General features: G+C 64.1%; 18 protein-coding genes. 16 read left to right on the forward strand and 2 right to left on the reverse strand.

Annotation, left to right across the window (positions count from 1 at the left end):
• Positions 1-133: 133 nt before the first annotated feature.
• On the reverse strand, positions 134-1,030 hold the full coding sequence (prpB, locus tag NCS03_RS29775) for a methylisocitrate lyase (RefSeq protein ID WP_250522654.1): 897 nt from the start codon (positions 1,028-1,030) through the stop codon (positions 134-136).
• A 183-nt stretch (positions 1,031-1,213) separates the two neighbouring features.
• Here prpB and prpR point away from each other — a divergent pair, with 183 nt between their 5' ends.
• The 16 genes from prpR (at position 1,214) to NCS03_RS29855 (ending at position 18,487) form a co-directional block, all read left to right on the forward strand.
• On the forward strand, positions 1,214-3,154 hold the full coding sequence (gene prpR / locus NCS03_RS29780) for a propionate catabolism operon regulatory protein PrpR (protein ID WP_250442170.1): 1,941 nt from the start codon (positions 1,214-1,216) through the stop codon (positions 3,152-3,154).
• 507 nt (positions 3,155-3,661) lie between these two features.
• Positions 3,662-3,955, forward strand: coding sequence for a GYD domain-containing protein (locus tag NCS03_RS29785; protein ID WP_008345865.1), 294 nt, complete (start codon positions 3,662-3,664; stop codon positions 3,953-3,955).
• A 134-nt stretch (positions 3,956-4,089) separates the two neighbouring features.
• On the forward strand, positions 4,090-4,401 hold the full coding sequence (locus tag NCS03_RS29790) for a hypothetical protein (protein ID WP_075583566.1): 312 nt from the start codon (positions 4,090-4,092) through the stop codon (positions 4,399-4,401).
• A 284-nt stretch (positions 4,402-4,685) separates the two neighbouring features.
• Positions 4,686-5,729, forward strand: a complete 1,044-nt coding sequence (locus NCS03_RS29795; protein ID WP_175982210.1) for an NAD(P)-dependent alcohol dehydrogenase — start codon at positions 4,686-4,688, stop codon at positions 5,727-5,729.
• Between the two features lie 59 nt (positions 5,730-5,788).
• Complete coding sequence (locus NCS03_RS29800; protein WP_008345862.1) at positions 5,789-6,106, forward strand: hypothetical protein; 318 nt, start codon at positions 5,789-5,791, stop codon at positions 6,104-6,106.
• Complete coding sequence (locus NCS03_RS29805; RefSeq protein WP_250530403.1) at positions 6,103-7,203, forward strand: WD40 repeat domain-containing protein; 1,101 nt, start codon at positions 6,103-6,105, stop codon at positions 7,201-7,203. Before NCS03_RS29800 ends, NCS03_RS29805 begins: the two co-directional genes overlap by 4 nt.
• A gap of 19 nt (positions 7,204-7,222) precedes the next feature.
• Positions 7,223-7,414: a hypothetical protein gene (locus NCS03_RS29810; protein WP_008345859.1), complete on the forward strand. Its 192-nt coding sequence runs from the start codon at positions 7,223-7,225 to the stop codon at positions 7,412-7,414.
• 173 nt (positions 7,415-7,587) lie between these two features.
• Positions 7,588-9,258 (forward strand): aromatic/alkene/methane monooxygenase hydroxylase/oxygenase subunit alpha, encoded by a 1,671-nt coding sequence (locus tag NCS03_RS29815; protein ID WP_008345857.1) that lies wholly within the window; start codon positions 7,588-7,590, stop codon positions 9,256-9,258.
• 20 nt (positions 9,259-9,278) lie between these two features.
• Positions 9,279-10,325: an NADH:ubiquinone reductase (Na(+)-transporting) subunit F gene (locus NCS03_RS29820; RefSeq protein WP_175982208.1), complete on the forward strand. Its 1,047-nt coding sequence runs from the start codon at positions 9,279-9,281 to the stop codon at positions 10,323-10,325.
• A 44-nt stretch (positions 10,326-10,369) separates the two neighbouring features.
• The gene (locus NCS03_RS29825) at positions 10,370-11,455 is read left to right on the forward strand and encodes an aromatic/alkene monooxygenase hydroxylase subunit beta (protein ID WP_250530404.1); all 1,086 of its coding nucleotides are present in this window, start codon (positions 10,370-10,372) and stop codon (positions 11,453-11,455) included.
• A gap of 24 nt (positions 11,456-11,479) precedes the next feature.
• Entirely contained in the window at positions 11,480-11,833 is a 354-nt protein-coding gene (locus tag NCS03_RS29830) for an MmoB/DmpM family protein (RefSeq protein WP_008345851.1), read from the forward strand.
• A gap of 49 nt (positions 11,834-11,882) precedes the next feature.
• Positions 11,883-12,908 carry an amidohydrolase family protein gene (locus NCS03_RS29835; protein ID WP_250530405.1) on the forward strand — a complete coding sequence of 342 codons (1,026 nt, stop codon included), beginning with the start codon at positions 11,883-11,885 and terminating at the stop codon, positions 12,906-12,908.
• The gene (locus NCS03_RS29840) at positions 12,905-13,678 is read left to right on the forward strand and encodes a metal-sulfur cluster assembly factor (RefSeq protein ID WP_250530406.1); all 774 of its coding nucleotides are present in this window, start codon (positions 12,905-12,907) and stop codon (positions 13,676-13,678) included. Before NCS03_RS29835 ends, NCS03_RS29840 begins: the two co-directional genes overlap by 4 nt.
• Positions 13,679-13,706: 28 nt before the next feature.
• Positions 13,707-15,344 carry a molecular chaperone GroEL gene (locus NCS03_RS29845; protein WP_250530407.1) on the forward strand — a complete coding sequence of 546 codons (1,638 nt, stop codon included), beginning with the start codon at positions 13,707-13,709 and terminating at the stop codon, positions 15,342-15,344.
• Positions 15,345-15,551: 207 nt separating this feature from the next.
• Positions 15,552-17,600, forward strand: coding sequence for a sigma-54-dependent Fis family transcriptional regulator (locus tag NCS03_RS29850; protein ID WP_175982205.1), 2,049 nt, complete (start codon positions 15,552-15,554; stop codon positions 17,598-17,600).
• A 194-nt stretch (positions 17,601-17,794) separates the two neighbouring features.
• Positions 17,795-18,487, forward strand: a complete 693-nt coding sequence (locus NCS03_RS29855; protein WP_250530408.1) for a lysozyme inhibitor LprI family protein — start codon at positions 17,795-17,797, stop codon at positions 18,485-18,487.
• 54 nt (positions 18,488-18,541) lie between these two features.
• On the opposite strand, the gene NCS03_RS29860 is transcribed toward NCS03_RS29855, so the two are convergent.
• Complete coding sequence (locus NCS03_RS29860) at positions 18,542-18,787, reverse strand: hypothetical protein (protein ID WP_144403548.1); 246 nt, start codon at positions 18,785-18,787, stop codon at positions 18,542-18,544.
• Positions 18,788-18,881 lie beyond the last annotated feature (94 nt).

The following is an 18,881-nucleotide window of genomic DNA, read 5'->3' on the forward strand; positions in this document are numbered from 1 at the left end:
TTGCCGACGGTGCACAGCGCGGTATTGCCCGCCGTCACGCCCGACAGCGCGACGGATTTCTTCGGCTTGAATGCGCCCGCGCTTGCGGTGCTGTTGTCTGCTTCGCTCATGAATTTGTCTCCTGAAACAAGGGTTATTTCTTCGCTGCGAACAATTGGTCGAGCTTGTCTTCGTAGGCGTGATAGCCGAGGTATTTGTACAGGTCGGCGCGCGTCTGCATCGTTTCGACGGCGGCCTTTTGCGTGCCGTCGCGTTTCACTGTCTCGTAGAAGTTCAAGGCCGCTGCGTTCATCGCGCGATACGCGCCGCAACAATACAACGCGATGTCGACGTTCGCATCCTTCAGTTCATCGACGGTGAAGAGCGGCGTCGAGCCGAACTCGGTCAGATTCGCGAGGATCGGCACGCGCACCGCAGCCTTGAAGCGGCGATAGTCATCGAGCGATTTCATCGCTTCGGGGAAGATCATGTCCGCGCCCGCTTCGACATACGCGACGGCGCGCTCGATCGCCGCGTCGATGCCTTCGGCGGCGGCCGCATCGGTGCGCGCCATGATGACGAACGAATCGTCGGTGCGCGCATCGACGGCGGCTTTCACGCGATCGACCATTTCGCCGGTCGGCACGACTTCCTTGCCCGGACGATGCCCGCAGCGCTTCTGTCCGACCTGATCTTCGATATGCACGGCCGCCACGCCCGCCTTGATGAACGAGCGGATCGTGCGCGCGATGTTGAATGCGCCGCCCCAGCCGGTGTCGATATCGACCATCAGCGGCAGCGACGAGGCGTCGGTGATGCGGCGCGCGTCGATCAGCACGTCTTCCATCGTGCTGATGCCGAGATCGGGCATGCCGAGCGAATTCGCGGCCACGCCGCCGCCCGACAGATAGAGCGCCTTGAACCCGACGGCTTCGGCCATCTTCGCGGCGTAAGCGGTGATCGCGCCGACGACCTGCAGCGGCGATTCCTCGCGGACGGCCTGGCGGAACCGCGCGCCGGCGGTCTGTGCGGTCTGGATTTCGGAACTCACGTTTGTCTCCTGAAAAAGTGCTGCATATAAAAGCAACTACCTTGCCAGCTGGCGATATTTTTCTAACTCGTTGATTTTTATGAGTTTGGACGTTTTGGCTCCCAGCGCTTGATTTCAGGCCTGAAATTTCTTGTTTCGAAACTGAAATCCGTATCGCATACTGGATTTTTTGCGCAGACGATCATGCAAACGGAAACCGCGTCGCGCCCGCGCATCTGGGCGGTCGGCATCAGCCGGCTAAGGGATTTGTTCATCGATCTCGTCGACACCTACGCCGATCGCGCCGAACTCGATGTCGTGGCGCTCGGCTTCGAGGATGCCGCGAACAGCATCGAATCGGCGCGCGACGGCCGGCCGGATGTCGTCGTGGCGGGCGGCTCGAACGGCGCTTATCTGAAGAGCCGCGTGTCGGTGCCGGTCGTCGTCATCAGTCCGACCGGCTTCGACGTGATGCATGCGCTCACGAAGGCGCGGCGCGAGGGCGCGAGCGTCGCGCTCGTCACGCACGGCGACACGCCCGCGGAAATTCGCCGCTTCCTCGCCGTGTATGGCATCGACGTGATTTGCGCGTCCTATCGCTCGGCGCAGGACGCCGAAAACCTCGTGCTCGATCTGCGCGATCGCGGCGTCGATGTGGTCGTCGGCCCCGGCCTCGTCGCGGATCTGGCGGCGGACGCGGGCATGAGCGCGGTGTTTCTGTATTCGCGCACGTCGGTCGTCGCCGCGTTCGAGACGGCGCTCGAAGTCGCGCAGGCGATGCGCCGCGAAGTCGCGCGGCGCAATCGGCTCGACAACCTGTTGCAGCATCTTCGCGATGGCGTCGTCGCCGTCGATGCGCTTGGCCGCATCGAAGCGATCAATCGGCGGCTCGCCGCCGCGCTCGGCATCGCGGATGCGTCGCGCGCCGTCGGACAGGCGTTGCTCGATGTCGCGCCCGAACTCGACGGCGTGCTGCCTTCCGCCGACGGCGACGTGTTCGGCGCGGTGCGCGGCGTGAGCTACGCGATCCATCGCGGACCGCTCGCAAGCGATGGCGCGTCGGGCGGCACGATCTTCACCTTCCAGGAATCGCGCGCGGTCGAGCGGCTCGACCGGACGCTGCGCTCGCGGCAGGGCGCGCAGGAATTCGTCGCGCGTTATCGGCTGGAGGATGTCGTCGGCGAATCGGAGTCAATCGAGCGCGTGCGTTCGCTCGTGCGCCGCTACGCGAAATCCGACGCCACCGTGCTGATTCTCGGCGAAAGCGGCACGGGCAAGGAGATGGTCGCGCAGAGCATGCATCGGCTGAGCCGCCGCAAGGACTTTCCGTTCGTCGCGATGAACTGCGGCGCGTTTCCCGAAGCCCTGCTCGAAAGCGAGCTTTTCGGTTACGAGGAGGGCGCGTTCACCGGCGCGCGCAAGGGCGGCAAGGCGGGGCTGATCGAGGCGGCGCATCGCGGCACCTTGTTTCTCGATGAAATCGGCGAGATGCCGCCGTCGCTGCAAAGCCGGCTGCTGCGCGTGCTGCAGGAGCGCGAAGTGATACGGCTCGGATCGACGGAGCCGACGCGCGTCGATATTCGCGTGATCGCGGCGACGCATCGCACGCTCGCGCAAGGCGTCGCCGATGGTTCGTTTCGCGCCGATCTTTTTTATCGCATCAATATTCTGAGCATCGCGTTGCCGCCGTTACGCGCACGTTCCAGCGACGTCCTGCTGCTGGCGACCGCGCTGCTGACACAGGCCGCGCGGCGCGACAAGGCGCTTGCGTCGCGCGTGCCCGATCGCGAAGCGGCGGCGCGCGTGCTCGCGCCGCTGGAAGATGCGCTGTGCCGATATCCGTGGCCGGGCAATGTTCGCGAGTTGCAGAACATCGTCGAGCGTATCGCGGTGGAGTTATCGGATCGGGATGCGCCCCTTGCACTCGCGCTCGACGAACTGGAAGCGATCGCGCCCGAGCTGTTCGAGGACAAGTCCGACGCAAACGCGGACCGCTCGCTGCGCGATCTCAGCCGATCGGTGGAAGCCGATCAGGTCCGCGCATCGCTGGCTGCGTTCGGCGGCGATCGCGATGCCGTCTGCAAGGCGCTCGGCATCAGCAAGACGACGTTGTGGCGAAGGCTCAACGCGAAGCCGAAAAGCTGACCAGCCGCGTAAATGTGTCCGTAAGCTCGCGCTGCTAGCATCTCCTCTCTTTCCCAATCCAGAACCTAACGAACTCATGAAAAAGGCTGTCATTGCTGTGTTTGCCGCTGGTGCGGCATTTTTTTCCGTCGCTCCGGCTTTCGCCGCTTCGCACAATCACCATCAGGTTTGCCACAAGGTCAAAGTGCATCATCACTGGGAACGCCACTGCAAGTAAGCGCGTTTCGCAGCCGAAGGCGATGAGCCCCGTTCGCATCTTCCGACGGGGCTTTTTTTCGTCTCGCGACGCCGCGATCGCGCCGTGAAAGCGCGCTGTTAACAGTCGCCGTCGCCTATACTTTTTTCGCAGTCAATCGATATCCATACTGCGGCTTTCCCGAACGGAAGCGCTGTTGCTCATGCGCGATTGCCGCCTTGTCCTGCTTCCTCTCTGCCTCTTTATGCACGCAAAGAAAACGCGGCGCGTCAATACGTGCGGCCGCTTCACTTTCATTCGATGAGGACACCATGGCTACCTACATCATGCTGCTGAATTGGACCGATCAGGGCGTGCGTACCGCGAAGGACACGGTCGATCGCGCGCGCGCATTTCGCGAAGCGAGCAAGGCGATGGGCGCGACCATCGGCGCACTGCACTGGACGCTTGGCGCATACGATCTCGTTACATCGTTCGATGCACCCGACGATGAAACCGCGACGCGCCTCGGCCTCGCGCTCGGCGCACTCGGCAACGTCCGATCGACGACGATGCGCGCGTTCGGCGAAAGCGAGATGGAACGCATCGTCGGGGGATTGAAGTGAATCGGATAACTTAATAACGCATCGACCTCTGCATTTGGTGTGCCCGGGCGCGGCACGGTCATTGCGCAACTCATGATCGAGCAGACGGAAACGCCTGCGTCCTAATTTCCAGTCCGATCAAGGAGGGACGGATCATGAACAAGGCAATTGGCGCACTCATCGCGGCTGTAGCCGCGGCGGCACTGTCGAGCGGCGTTTATGCGCAGACGGCGGGAGGATCGAGCGGCTCGACGGGCAGCACGGCCAGCCCGGCGAATCAGGTGAACGGCGCGACGGGCGGATATGGCACGCCGGGCACCACCCATTCCGGCAGCGGCATGGCCGCCAAGCCCAATAGCGGCTTGCCGAGCAGCACGAACAGCACGACGAAGTCCGACGCGCCCGCGCCGAAGAGCAACAACACCTTGGCAACGCCGAGCGTCGTATCGCCGGCAGCCGGCCAATAACGCCGTACGAAAGACGGCGACCCATGTATCGGGTCGCCGGGCGTTGTGCGCTGCAATGCGTAGCAGGCGGATGTCGCAAGTTGCGACATCCGCATGGACAGGACCTCGGCAGGATGTCCGATTTTGCGACAAACCCTGCCGATGCCGTCATCACAGAACGCGAAGGCCATCCACGCAGGCTCACGCGATGCCCCCGCTCGCATAGCGATTGGCGTGGTCCTTGCTCTTATCCCGGCGCATCGCTTCAGGCGAAGCATCGACGATAACGAACAAGGAGACATCACGTGAAGGCTGCCGTGCTGCATGAGTACGACGAAACGTTGTCCCGCGACGAATTCGTCCGCTATCAAGACGTCCCCACTCCCGAAATCTCGCGGCCCGACGATGTGATCGTCCGGATCGGCGGCGCGGGTGTGTGCCGGACCGATCTGCATATCGTCGAAGGCATCTGGCGCAGCAAGGTCGATATCGCGCTGCCCTACATCATGGGCCACGAGAACGCCGGCTGGGTCGAGGCGGTCGGGCGGGGCGTCGAAAGCGTCAAGGTGGGCGATCCGGTCATCTGCCATCCGCTCGTCACGAGCGGCCACTGTCTCGCGTGCCGGCGCGGCGACGACATGCACGCGACCGAAAGCCGTTTTCCCGGCATCAACGCGAACGGCGGCTATGCCGAATATCTCGCGACCGGCGAACGTTCGCTGATCCGCCTGCCGTCCACGCTCGCGCCGAAGGACGTCGCGCCGTACACCGACGCGGGCCTCACTGCCTATCGCGCCGCGAAGAAGGCATCGCGTCATCTTTTGCCGGGGCAGTTCGCCGTCGTGATCGGCGCGGGCGGTCTGGGTCACATCGGCATTCAGGTGCTGAACGCGCTGTGCGCGGCGGAGATCATCGTCGTCGACCGATCGGAGACCGCCCTCGCGCTCGCGAAGGAATGCGGTGCGCATCATACGGTTCAGGGCGGCGACGACGCCGTCGAGCGCGTGCTCGAACTCACGCAAGGCAACGGCGCGGAAGCCGTGATCGATTTCGTCGGCGAAGGCAACGCGATCGCGCAAGGTCTCGCGATGACGCGCAACGCGGGCTTCTATTACATCGTCGGCTACGGCGGAAAGATCGACATTCCGACGATCGACATGATCACGAGCGAAAAGACCATCGTCGGCAATCTGGTCGGCACGTATCCGGAACTCGTCGAGCTGATGGCGCTGGCCGATCGCGGACTCGTCCATCTCGCGACGCGCGAGTATCGACTGAGCGAGGCGAATCAGGCGCTGCGCGACCTGCATCACGGCAAGGTGAAGGGACGCGCGGTCCTCATTCCGTAACGACCGGCCGGCCTCGCGACAGACGAGGCCCGCAAGCCAGGCTTTCAGCGGAGAACGCCATGACTGCGCAGGGCCAACCCACGCCCATATCGGAGCGCGTGCGGCTCGTGATCGAGCTCACGTGGATCAATTCGGAGCATCTGCGAAGCAAGAGCCGTTTCGCGGGCGTCGAAATCGAACTCGAAAGCGCGCTGGCCGCGAGCCGGCCCGAAGCACGCACGTCGCTGCAATTGTTGCGCATCGAAATGCTGCGCGATCAGCTTTGGGAAGCTGACCGGGCGCTGAGCGCGCTGGAGGAAGAGCGCGCGCGTCTGGAGGCGGCGCTCGCGAACGCGGAGGCGGCGACGCGCACCGCGCATGGCCGCGATCCGCGATGAACGTAAGCGCGCCCACGCCGCTCGTCGAGCTGCTCGGCGCGTGCTGGACGGCGCACGCGAGCGTGACGGCGGCGACGTGGAATGTAGGCGGGACTCACGCGGGCTTCACGCTCGGCGATGGAACGCTCGTGCTCGCGTCGGGCGAATGGGAAGGCGGTCCGCAACTCAAGGCGCACGAGACGCGCGGCGTCGAGTTGATCAAGGCCACCGCGCCGCCGCCGCCGCTCGCGCGCTTTGCGATCCACGATGGCGCGAGCCTCGGGCTCGCCGCCGATGCCGATGGCGGCTTTCTGAGCGCGGGCGATGACGGCAGGCTCGTGCAGATGGACATCGATGGCAATGTGCGCCAGCTCATAGCGCAGCACGGCCGACGAATCGATCACGTCGCCGTTTCGCGCTCGGGCGTGCGCGCGTATGCGAGCGGCGCGCTGGTGCGGCTCATCGGCGCGATGGAAAGCGAGTTGACGCTGCCCGCTTCATCGACCGCGCTGATGTTTGCGCCAACCGCGCAGCGACTCGCCATCGCTCACGCGGGCGGCGTCACGCTGTGGGATACGCGCGCCGCGACGTCGCGGCTCTTTGCGTGCGCCGGATCGCCGCGCGCGATCATGTGGAGTCCCGATGGCCGGTATCTCGTCGCGGGCACGGAAGGCAACGCGCTGCACGGCTGGCGTCTTCCCGATGGCGACGATATCGAACTCGGCGGCTATGCGCTGCAGCCCGGCTCGCTGTCGTTCTCGGCGGACGGCCGCGTGCTCGTCACGAGCGGCGGACCGCGCGCGGTGTGCTGGCGCTTCGATCCGCCCGATGCGGATGATCGTCCGCGCGAATGCGGCGTCGCGGGCAGCGCGCCGGTGAGTGTCGTCGCGTGTCATCCGTCGTTGTCGCTGATCGCGGTCGGTTATCGAAGCGGCGCGGTGCTGTTGTGCCAGCCCGGCGGCGCGGACGTGCTGTTCGTCCGGGCCAACGGCGGTGCGGCGATATCCGCGCTTGCGTGGGCGCCCGACGGCGGGCGTCTCGCCTATGGCACCGAAGCCGGCGAGATCGCGCTCGTGTATTTGCCGCACGCGTTATTCCGCATTTCAGGTTCGCATTAGACGCTCGAGGGAGACGGAGATGACGACCGATGCATCCACGAAGGAAGCGTTTTTCGAGCGGCTCGGCGCGCTGTCCGACGACATGATCGCCGCGCATGGCCGCGACTTCGCGATGGGCGCGCTGATACTCGCCGCGCGTTTCATCGCACAAGGTCAGCCGGTCGCGGATGCGGCGAATGCAAGCGCGAGCAAGATCATCGTCGACCATTGAGTGATGTCGCAATTCGGGACACCGTAAGAAATTCGATCGTCGCGTTCCACGACACAAGCGCATCGAAAACCCATGAAACACGGCGTATTCGCGGATGGCACGCTTGTCGCTCTTCAAGCTGCCGTGCCGATGCAAACGGCGCAATCGCCCTGTAACCGGACAAGGAGAGCTCGATGTCAGAAGCATTAACGCTCAACAAGATCACATCCCAGCGAGGCATCAGTATCGGCGAGGCGGCAAAACGCGTCGCCGATCTCGGCTGGACACCCAGTTACGTTCAGGAAGCGATGACCTTCCCGACGGACTACAAGATCAGCAAGGCGCCGCGCGATCCGATGAAGCAGGTGCTGCGCTCGTATTTCCCGATGCAGGAGGAAAAGGACAACCGCGTCTACGGCGCGCTCGATGCCGCGCTGCGCGGCGACATGTTCCGCAATGTCGAACCGCGCTGGGTCGAATGGATGAAGCTGTTCCTCGCGATCATCCCGTTCCCGGAAATCTCGGCCGCGCGCTCGATGGCGATGCTGGGCCGTCTCGCGCCCGGCGAAGAACTGCGCACGGGCTTCACGATGCAGATGGTCGACGAGTTCCGCCACTCGACGATCCAGATGAATCTGAAGAAGTGGTACATGGAGAACTACATCGATCCGGCGGGTTTCGACATCACCGAAGCCGCGTTCGGCAAGTGCTATGCGACGACCATCGGACGTCAGTTCGCTGAAGGCTTCCTGACCGGCGACGCCGTGACGGCCGCCAACGTGTTCCTGCAAGTGGTCGCGGAAACGGCGTTCACGAATACGCTGTTCGTCGCGATGCCGTCGGAAGCCGCGCGCAACGGCGACTACGCACTGCCGACGGTGTTCCTTTCCGTGCAATCGGATGAGAGCCGTCACATCGGCAACGGCCATTCGCTGATGATGTCGGTCATCAACGACCCCGACAATCATCTGCTGCTCGAACGCGATCTGCGTTACGCGTTCTGGCAGAACCACGCGATCGTCGATGCGGCTATCGGCACGTTCATCGAATACGGCACGACGGACCGCGACAAGAAGAAAGAGTCGTATGCGGAGCTGTGGCATCGGTGGATCTACGAAGACTATTACCGCACCTACATGCTGCCGCTCGAAAAGTACGGCATCAAGATTCATCACGACGATGTCGCCGCCGCGTGGGATCGCCTCGTCAAGAAGAACTACGTGCACAAGGTCGCGCAGTTCTTCTCCGTCGGCTGGCCGGTGAACTTCTGGCGCATCGAGGCGCAGACCGAGAAAGACTTCGAGTGGTTCGAGCACAAGTATCCCGGCTGGTATGCGGAGTTCGGCGAGTACTGGAAGTGGTACGCGAAGAAGAGCGTGCCCGGCCAGACCAACATGCTGTTCGATCAGGAGAACGGCTACGTGTATCCGCATCGCTGCTGGAGCTGCCTCGTGCCGTGCCTGATTCGCGAGGACTTCTGCGTCGATGAAGTCGACGGCAAGCTCTACACGTATTGCTCGGAGTTATGCCGATGGACGCACAAGGTCGCGTTCGCGTCGGAATACGAAGGCCGTCCGACGCCCGCGATGGGCCGTTTCAGCGGGCGCCGCGAATGGGAAGAGGTCTATCACGGCTGGGACCTCGCGGATTGCATCAAGGATCTCGGCTTCGTGCGCAGCGACGGCAAGACGCTCGTGCCTCAACCGCATCTGCGTTTCGACAACCGCGACATGTGGACGCTCGATGATGTGCGTGGCCACACGATCCAAAGCCCGATCGTGTTGATACGAGAGATGACGCCGGAGCAGCGCGAGAAGCACATCGCGGAGTATCGCGCGGGCTTCACGATCAATCCGTGCAATTGACCGATGCGAGGGAGGCGCGTATGAGCGGCGATGAGTCTGTGACGCACACGGTCCGCTTCGAGCCGGTCGGTGTGGAGATGTCGGTCGAGGAAGGCGAAACCGTGCTGGAAGCGGCGTTCCGTCAAGGCATCGCCGTCATGCACGGATGCAAGGAAGGGCAGTGCAGCAGTTGCAAGTCGTTGCTGGTCGAAGGCGACGTCGAGATGAAGAAGTATTCGACCTTCGCACTGCCCGACTACGAGAAGGAATCGGGTCACGTCTTGCTTTGCAGGACGCTGGCCTACAGCGATCTCACCGTCGAACTGCTCAACTACGACGAAGACCTGATGCGCCGCTCCATACCCGTCGCCGAATACGACGCGACCGTCACGAGCATCGCCGCGCTCACGCACGACATCAGGCTGCTCGAAGTGGAACTGAGCCGTCCGTTGCGTTACTGGGCGGGGCAGTACGTCGATCTGACGCTGCCATCGGCGGGCATCACGCGCTCTTTCTCGATGGCCAATCCGCCCGATGGCGAACGGCGCCTCTCCTTCATCATCAAGAAGTACCCGAACGGCGCGTTCTCGTCGCGGCTCGACGAAGGTCTCAAGCCCGGCGACCGGATGATCGCGAAAGGTCCGTACGGCACCTGCTTTCGACGCGAGGATCAGCCCGGCCCGATGGTTCTCGTCGGCGGCGGATCGGGGATGTCGCCGCTGTGGTCGATCTTGCAGGACCACGTCGCGAGCGGCGAAGAGCGGCCCGTGCGCTTCTTCTACGGCGCGCGCACGCGCCGCGATCTGTTCTATCTCGACGAGTTCGCGGACTTCGCTGACAAGCTGCCGGACTTCCGCTTCATACCGGCGCTCTCGAACGCCGAACCCGCCGACGAGTGGACGGGCGAGACGGGCTTCATCCACGAAGTCGTGAGCCGCACGTTGCGCGACGAAGCGCTCGCGGGCGATATCGATGCCTACACGTGCGGTCCCACGGCGATGATCGACGCCGTGATCCCGGTGCTGCAAATGGCCGGCGTAGAACCGGAACGGCTGTATTTCGACAAGTTCACGCAGGCGGTCCGATGACGGCCCGTCGCCCTGATATTCGCTGATCGGAAAGGAGACATGACATGAGTACGTCGACGGAGCAGTCATCGCCGCTTAAGTCGGGCGCTGCGGGCGCGGCGCAGTTCGTGGGCTGGGACAGCCGCAAGTACAACTATTTCGAACCGAAAGGACGCAAGGCAAGCCATTACGAAGACATGACCGTCGACGTGCAGCCAGACCCGAAGCGCTATCTCATTCAGGACTGGATACTGCAATTCGCCGACGGCACGCCGACCTATTCCGAAACGTGGACCGCCGCGCAATGCTCGGACTGGCACACGTTCCGCGCGGTCGATGAAGAATGGGAGCGCACGCACTATCAGCGCCAGTCGACCATCGTCGGAATGATTACGAACGCGATCGGCAATGCGCGGCGCTCGGGCGCGGTCAAGCGCTTCGACAAAGCCTGGGTGAAGGTGCTCGAACATCATCTCGGCGCGTACAAGCACGCGGAATTCGGGCTCGGCACGGCGACCATGCACGCGCAGCGCTACGGCTACACGCAGATGATCAACAGCGCGATCCTGACCAATGCATCGTACAAACTGCGCTTCGCTCAGGACTTGACGTTGTATCTCGGCGAGATCGCGCTCGATGTGCCGGGCTTCGATCTCGACGCGGGCAAGGAGCACTGGCTCAACGATCCGATGTGGCAGGGCACGCGCCGCGCGATCGAAACCATCGGCGGCGCGACCGATTACCTCGAAAAGTATTTCGCGGTGAACGTCGTGTTCGAGCCGCTCGTCGGCGATCTCTTTCGCAGCGGCTTCATCATGCAAGTGGCTGCCGCGCAGAACGACTTCGTGACGCCGACCGTGGTATCCGCCGCCGAAGGCGACTACGAGCGCAATCTCGCCAACGCGGTCGAGCTGTTCCACATGCTCGCCAACGATCCCGCGCATGGCGATGCGAACCGCGCGCTCTTCGGCGCATGGCTCGACAAGCATGGCGCGCTCGCCGCCGATGCCGCGAAGCATCTTCAGCCGATCTGGTCCATTCCGCACGCGAAAGCCGCGCAATACACCGACGCCCTGAGCAGTTCGGTCGAGCGCGCGCAACTGATCGCGAAGGAAGTCGGCATTCCGTTTTCGCTCTCCATTCAAGCCTGAATCCACCGCGAACAGGAGCCGCTCATGTCAGTGCATACCGACAACATCTTCAAGCCGATCAAGGATCTTCGCTTCGATCAGACCATCTCGCATCAATGCGGCGTCACGATGAACGACAGCGTCGAGGCGCGCGCGATTGCGGAACTGATGGCGACGAAGCCGGGCATCACCGTGACGTATCTGCCCGCGATGATCCGCATCGACGGGCAGGGAAAGATCGAGTTCAAGATGGGCGAAATCAGCGACGTGCTGGGCCGCGAGATGACGCCACATCTGTTCGAGATATCGACATCGACGCATTACGGACGGATGGTGATGATCGACGACGATACCGTCGTGCTGTTCGGCAACATGGAAGACGCAATGGCCTACGAATGAAAACGTTCGCGGGTGCGCCCGCGAGCGACAACCCCACGGAGACAGCAACATGTTCAGAACCCAGGACGGCGAGGACATTTTCATCATCGACGGGCACGTTCATCTTTGGGACGGCAGCAAGGCGAACGTGAAGAACGTGCATGGCCAGCAGTTCATCGACTGCTTCTATGCGTATCACAAGAACCTGAGCCCGCAGGAATACCTGTGGCCGAAGGAAAAGTTCGACCAGTACGGCGAAGCGGTCATGTATGAAGACCTTTTCGTCACCGGTTACGACGACATGGCGATCTGCCAGCCGACCTATCTGACCGACTTCTACAAGAACGGCTTCAATACCACCGAAGCGAACTATGTGGTGAAGAAGAAGTATCCGCATCGGTTCATCGTGAACGGCGCGTTCGATCCGCGTGACGGCGAAGCGGGGCTCGAACGTCTCGAGGAGCTGGCGCAGTTGTACAAGATTCAGGGCGTGAAGCTCTACACGGCCGAATGGCGCGGCGACAGCAAGGGCTACAAGCTCTCCGATCCGGGCGCGTACCGGTTTCTCGAACGCTGCGAGGAGCTCGGCATCAGGAACATTCACGTTCATAAAGGACCGACGATCCTGCCGCTCAATCGCGATGCGTTCGATGTCGCCGATATCGACGACGTGGCGACGAGCTTCCAGAACCTGAACTTCATCGTCGAGCATTGCGGCTTGCCGCGTCTCGATGACTTCTGCTGGATCGCCACGCAGGAGACGAACGTGTATGGCGGCCTCGCGGTCGTGCTGCCGTTCATCCACACGCGGCCGGAATACTTCGCGCATGTGATTTCGGAGCTGCTGTTCTGGATCGGCGAGGACCGCATTCTCTACGGCAGCGATTACGCGATCTGGTCGCCGAAGTGGCTCATCGACAAGTTCATGGCGTTCGAGTTGCCCGAATCGGTCGCGAAGGAAACGGGCGCGAAGCTGTCGCTGGAGGCGAAGAAGAAAATCCTCGGGCTGAATGCGGCGCGTCTGTACGGCATCGATATCGAGGCGCAGAAGAAGCTGCTCGAACAGACGCCGCAAAGCGCGGTCGCGCACGCATGAGCGCCGCGAGCGCGGTGAGCGAACCGGCGGCGCAAGTGTGGGAGCGGCTCGCATCCGTCATCGATCCGGAACTCGACGAGTCGGTGACGGAGCTCGGCTTCGTCACGTCCGTCGATGTCGATGCCGATGGCGGCGTGAGCGTCGCCTTCCGGCTTCCGACGTACTGGTGCGCCGCCAATTTCGCGTATCTCATGGCGGCGGACATGCGCGCGGCGATCGCGGATCTGCCGTGGGTGACGGGCATCGGCATTACGCTCGACGAGCACATGTACGCCAACGAGATCAATCGCGGCATGGCGCAGAACCTGTCGTTCCGGCAGGCATTCGGCGATGCCGCGAACGACGATCTCGACGCGGTGCGGCAGACATTTCTCGTCAAGGCGTTTCAGCGCAGGCAGGCGGCGTTGCTCGCGCATCTGCTGGCGAGCGGGCGCGAAGCGGAGGCGCTCGTGCGGCTCACCATCGGCGAGCTTGCATCGCTTGCCGACGAGCCGGAACGCGCGCATCTGATCTCGCGTTACATGGAACGGCGTCACGTATGCGGCGGCGCGATGGACGAAGCGCAGCCCGCGTTCATCGACATACACGGCGCGCCGCTCGATCCTGCGACGCTCGGCGCGTATCTGCGCGAGTTGCGGCGCGTGGGCGTCAACGCCGAGTTCAACAGCGCGCTATGCCGCGGTCTTCTTGCGGCGCGTTACGACGATGTCGAAGAGAAGCCGGTTCGCTTCTATCCGCGAACGCGCGATGCATCGACGATACGGACATAAATCGAAAGACAGGAGACAGGAGCACACGATGCCGAACATCATGTTGCATGACGAAGAAGCGCGCGCGGCGCTCGGCCGGGGCGTGGGCAAGCTCGCGCGGGCGGTACGCGGAACGCTCGGGCCGAAGGGCATGAACGCGATCATCGACCGGCCGATCGGCTCGCCGATCATCTCGCGCGACGGCGTGAGCATCGCGAGCGAGATCGAGCTGGAAGATCCGTTCGAGAACATCGGCGCGCAGGTCGTGCGGGAAGTGTCGAAGCAGACGAACGACGTCGCCGGCGACGGCACGACGACCGCCACCGTGCTCGCCGATGCGCTCGTGCAGCAGGGCCTCGAATGTCTCGCGGACGGCGCGAATCCGGTCGAACTCGTGCAGGGCCTCGAAGCCGCGGTGAACGAAACGATCGACGCGCTCAAGCGTTCCGCGACGCCGCTTTCCGGACCGGAAGAAGTGCGCGCGGTCGCCGTGGTGGCCGCCAACGACGAATTCACCGGCGGTCTCGTCGCCGAGGCGCTGGAGCGCGTGGGCGCTGACGGCATCGTCGATGTCGAATACGGCTCGACCGTCGAGACGCGGCTCGAAGTGGTGGAAGGCATGGCGTTCGACCGCGGCTATCTTTCGCATCACATGGTGACGGATATCGAACGCATGCAGGTCGTGCTCGACAATCCGCTCATTCTCATGACGGATCAGCGCCTGCAAAGCCAGAACGACGTCGCCGCGATTCTCGCGCTCGCGAACGAGCACAAGCGCGCGCTCTTCATCATCGCGGAGGAAGTCGCGCCCGCGTGCGTCGTCACGCTGCTCGCCAATCGCGACAACGGAGGCTTCGGCGTCGCGGCGATTCATCCGCCCGAATACGGCCACTGGCGGCGCGCGATGCTCGAAGACATCGCGATCGTCACCGGCGGGCGCGTCATCGCGCGCGATCTCGGCGGCCGGCTCGACGCCATCGACATGCGCGACTTCGGCAGCGCGCGCCAGGTGCGCGTGTCGTCGAATCAGACGATCATCACGGCGGGCGCGGGCGATCCCGCCGCCGTATCGGCGCGACGCCAGCAGGTCGCGCGGCAATATGACATGGCGCCGGAGAACGTCGAGCGCGACAAGTTCGAAGTGCGCCTCGCGAAGCTCTCGGGCGGCACCGCGATGATCCTCGCGGGCGGAGCGACGCCCGTCGAGCAGAAGCGCCGGCTTCATCTGATCGAGGATTCCATCAACGCGGCGCGCGCGGCGATTGCCGAAGGCGTGGTGCCGGGCGGCGGCACGGCGCTGCTGCGGGCATCGGCGCAACTCGACGGATTGATCGCGCGAAGCCACGGCGCCGCGCAACTCGGCGCGATGCTGCTCAAGCGCGCGCTCGCGAAGCCGTTGTTCACGATCGCGTCGAATTGCGGACTGGACGGCGCGTCGATCGTCGCGCAGGTGGCGAAGGCGGATCGCGCGACCGGACTGGACGCGCGCACCGGCGAGATCGCCGATCTGGCCGCGCGCGGGATCATCGATCCCGTGAAGGTGAGTTACAGCGCCGTGCGCAACGCGGCCTCCGTCGCCGCGCTGATCCTGACGACGCAGACGCTCATCGCGAAGAAGCCCGACATCACCGATCCGACGGCGGGCCCGGCGCTCGGCGCGGGCGCGGAGCTGCTCGGCCGCAAGTAGCGCGCGCTGCTGCGCTGCGACACAGCGCGCGCCGCCAACGGGGGCGTTTTCCCCGAGAGGACGAGAGACGCACGAGGTCTATACTCAGCGGACTGTGCTGCGCAATCGCCGGGCCAAGCCGGCGAATCCCGATGCAGCAGCCCCCGCGAGTCGCGCCGACGCCCGCCGCAAGAGCGGGCCGCGCTCCACCTCGCACGGAGGAGACACATGACGAGGCGCCTCATCGGTATGCCGGCTGGCGGCGGTCGCGCGAGCGACCCCTTCGTCGCCGGGTGGACGCGGCCCGACGCAAGCGCCGCCGATCACTCCGACACCGACACCATGCTCGCCTGGGAGCGTTTTCTCGCAGGCGAGATCAGCACGGCCGCGCCGACCGAACTCATCGCATCATGGAAACGAAGTCTGCAATCGGGCGTGAATCCGACGTCGGGGGCAGCGCCGTTCGCCGTGCATGGCGATGCGATCAACACGCTGCGCTGGCGGCATCGCGAACTGCTCGCGGCGTCCGACCGGCTTTTCACGGCCACCGCCGATCTCTTCGCGGATTCGTATTCGATCCTTCTCTTGACCAACGCCGACGGCGTGATTCTCAAGGCGGCCGGCGATCTGCGCACGCTCGACGCCGGCGAAAAGATCCATCTGATGACGGGCGGCGACTGGCGCGAGGCATCGGCCGGGACCAACGGAATCGGCACGGCGCTCGCCACGCGTCAGCCGACTTACGTGCACGGCTCCGAGCACTTCTGCGAAGGCATCAAGGCATGGAGCTGCGCCGCCGCGCCGATCTGCGAACCGGGGACCGGCGCGGTGCTCGGCGTGCTGGACATATCGGGGCCGCCATCGACGTATCAGATCAACAATCTGACGCTCGCCGTCACCGCCGCGCGCCAGATCGAAATGGTGCTCGCGGAGCAGGTGGCGCGCGAGCACATGCGTCTGCTGGCGTTCTGCTTGCAGCGGCTTTCCTCGACGGATGCCGCCGGGCTCATCGCCATCGACCGGCACGGACGGCTCGTGCACACGACGGCGCGCATCGCGTTGCCGGTCAATCCGGGCGAGCGCTTTCCCGGCATGGGTGAGCATTTTCCCGTCGAGGACTGGGCCAATCATCTGCCGCAAGGACTGCGGCCCGAGTGGTTCAATCCGGTCGTCGCGGACGGCGAAGCGATCGGCGCGATGCTGATCGTGCCGCAGCCTTCCGGCCTCTCGAATGCGTCGCGTCTTGCGGGCGGCGCGCGCCGCGTCGGGCCGCAAGTGCAGCCGCGCGGCGAAGCCGACCCGCAACGCAACCGCTTTGAGCAGATCATCTGCCAGAGCGCGGCGATGCAGCGCGCGATCGAACGCGGACGGCAGCTTGCGCGACGGCGCGTGCCGGTGCTGATCGAAGGCGAAACGGGCGTCGGCAAGGAGCTGTTCGCGCGCGCGATCCACGGCGAGGAATCCGACGAAGGCCCGTTCGTCGCCTACAACTGCGGGGCGGCGTCGAAGGAACTGATCGGCGCGGAACTCTTCGGCCACGTGCGCGGCGCTTATACGGGCGCGACGGCGGAAGGACGTCCCGGACGATTCGAACTCGCGCATGGCGGAACGCTGTGCCTCGACGAGATCGGCGAATTGCCGCTGGAACTGCAGCCGGTGCTGTTGCGCGTGCTCGAAGAAGGGGTGATCTATCGGCTCGGCGATACGCAGGCGCGTCGCGTGGATGTGCGCCTGCTCGCCATGACGAATCGCAATTTGCGCGAGGAAGTCGAGTGCGGGCGATTCAGGGCGGACCTTTACTATCGCGTCGGCGTCACGCGGATTCGCATTCCGGGCCTGCGCGAGCGCGATGGCGACGTCGATCTGCTGATCGATCACTTCAACCGCTCGCTCGCGCTGCGTCACGGCGTGCCGGCGCGGCAGTTTCCCGACATCGTGATGGAAGTGCTGCGCGCCTATTCGTGGCCGGGCAACGTGCGCGAGTTGCGCAACGTGGTCGAGAACCTGTTGCTGACATCGAATGACGAGCGCGTCGCGCTGGTCGAGCTGCCGCCGGAAGTGCTCGATGAATCGCCGACCGTGCGTGACACGGTCATGTCGAACGCGACGCCCGGCGCGGGCAGCCTCGAGGAAACCGAGCGCTTCGCGATCGCGCGTGCGTTGCGGCATGCGCAGGGCAACATGGCGCAGGCGGCGCGCGCCCTAGGCGTGTCGCGCAGCACGCTGTATCGCAAGATGGAGCAGTATCGGCTTGCGGTCGACGAAAAGCGTTCGTAGCGCAAGCCGTTCTCGGATATCGCCAGCGCGCCGCGCCCTTACCGCAGCGAATAGAAAGTAACACCCGGTAAGGTTTGACGCGAAGTGTGCATTCATCGGGCATTCGATCTGTCGAGGCATGCCATATCGTTCGATACGGCGACTCAATCCGCCGACGCCCAATGAACGAACACATCTCCGAGAACGAACCAAACATGAATACACGAAAGAAGCTGCACAGCCCATCCATCGACTTGCGGCGCTGCGCGCGTCTCGTTGCGTGCGTGATGTTGACGTCGCTCGGCGCGATGACTGCATCGCATGCCGCGAGCTTTCGCTGTCCGCATGACGCGTCCGCGTCGGAGCGGCTCGTCTGTGCGGACCCGGAACTTTCATCGCTCGACGATAAGCTGGCCGCCGTTTTCCGCGAGGCGCACGACGCGACGACCGACGCGACCGCGCTCGATGCGGATCGCGTGGCGCAATGGCAATGGCGTCAGCGCAACTGCAAGGACAAGGCGTGCGTGACCGACTGGTACACGCGCCGCATCTCCGAGCTGCAAGCGGACGTCGCGCACGGAAAGAAGCAGACTGCCGAGCACATCAAGTACGGCATCGCCGAACAGCGGCTTGCGCCGTCGGCGGAAGCGGCCGTGCTTCGGATGAAAGGGCTGGGCGGCGGGAAGGATGAACAGGCCGGCGCTGAATCGAAGACATCGGCCGATGTCGAAAAGAAGAGCGCCGTCGTCGGACAGGTGAACGTCGAACGGCTTCGCGCGGCGTCATCCGCACACTACGAGACCGCTGCTGCCGCTCCGTTGATGAACGCGAACATCACGCACAATCCCGCGCTTTCGACGCCATGCAAGAGCGACTGCGCGCAGCGGCAAGTGCGTATCGCTTTCTAGTTTCGGCTTGATCCGGTGAAGGGCGACGTGGAGGAACGCGTCGCCCCGAGCGCGTCAGCAGGCCAGCGCGCAGTAAATTCCGCCGAGCGTGCCCGCCGCGCCCAGACCCATTCCCAAAGCGATGTTTCCTACGGTGGTGGCGCATCCGCCGAGCATGAAGGCGAGCAGCAACGCGATGAGGGAAGTAATGAGTTTGCGCATGATGTAGCGATTCGGTTTGCGGTAGGCGGGAGAGACGTCTTCGACGTGCGGCATACGAGGCACGAGGCCGGAGCCGATCGTAGCAACGGCCAGTCGCATCCATTGCGCGGAAAAGACGTGGAAGCAGCGCGGCTCTTACCAACTATTTCGTGTTCCGCATCGACCGATGACCGCACCGCTGGCGGATAGGAGC

Origin of the sequence: Caballeronia sp. ATUFL_F1_KS4A, from assembly GCF_023630905.1 — a bacterium.
GTDB lineage: Bacteria > Pseudomonadota > Gammaproteobacteria > Burkholderiales > Burkholderiaceae > Caballeronia > Caballeronia zhejiangensis.

Bases quoted from the DNA above. Each gene is read 5' to 3' on its own strand.
- NCS03_RS29790 (WP_075583566.1), top strand. From the start codon at position 4,090: ATGAACAAGGCAATTGGCGCACTCATCGCGGCTGTAGCCGCGGCGGCA.
- NCS03_RS29810 (WP_008345859.1), top strand. From the start codon at position 7,223: ATGACGACCGATGCATCCACGAAGGAAGCGTTTTTCGAGCGGCTCGGC.
- NCS03_RS29820 (WP_175982208.1), top strand. From the start codon at position 9,279: ATGAGCGGCGATGAGTCTGTGACGCACACGGTCCGCTTCGAGCCGGTC.
- NCS03_RS29835 (WP_250530405.1), top strand. From the start codon at position 11,883: ATGTTCAGAACCCAGGACGGCGAGGACATTTTCATCATCGACGGGCAC.
- NCS03_RS29825 (WP_250530404.1), top strand. From the start codon at position 10,370: ATGAGTACGTCGACGGAGCAGTCATCGCCGCTTAAGTCGGGCGCTGCG.
- NCS03_RS29800 (WP_008345862.1), top strand. From the start codon at position 5,789: ATGACTGCGCAGGGCCAACCCACGCCCATATCGGAGCGCGTGCGGCTC.
- NCS03_RS29845 (WP_250530407.1), top strand. From the start codon at position 13,707: ATGCCGAACATCATGTTGCATGACGAAGAAGCGCGCGCGGCGCTCGGC.
- NCS03_RS29785 (WP_008345865.1), top strand. From the start codon at position 3,662: ATGGCTACCTACATCATGCTGCTGAATTGGACCGATCAGGGCGTGCGT.
- NCS03_RS29860 (WP_144403548.1), bottom strand. From the start codon at position 18,787: ATGCGACTGGCCGTTGCTACGATCGGCTCCGGCCTCGTGCCTCGTATG.
- NCS03_RS29805 (WP_250530403.1), top strand. From the start codon at position 6,103: ATGAACGTAAGCGCGCCCACGCCGCTCGTCGAGCTGCTCGGCGCGTGC.
- NCS03_RS29850 (WP_175982205.1), top strand. From the start codon at position 15,552: ATGACGAGGCGCCTCATCGGTATGCCGGCTGGCGGCGGTCGCGCGAGC.
- NCS03_RS29815 (WP_008345857.1), top strand. From the start codon at position 7,588: ATGTCAGAAGCATTAACGCTCAACAAGATCACATCCCAGCGAGGCATC.
- NCS03_RS29855 (WP_250530408.1), top strand. From the start codon at position 17,795: ATGAATACACGAAAGAAGCTGCACAGCCCATCCATCGACTTGCGGCGC.
- prpR (WP_250442170.1), top strand. From the start codon at position 1,214: ATGCAAACGGAAACCGCGTCGCGCCCGCGCATCTGGGCGGTCGGCATC.
- NCS03_RS29840 (WP_250530406.1), top strand. From the start codon at position 12,905: ATGAGCGCCGCGAGCGCGGTGAGCGAACCGGCGGCGCAAGTGTGGGAG.
- NCS03_RS29830 (WP_008345851.1), top strand. From the start codon at position 11,480: ATGTCAGTGCATACCGACAACATCTTCAAGCCGATCAAGGATCTTCGC.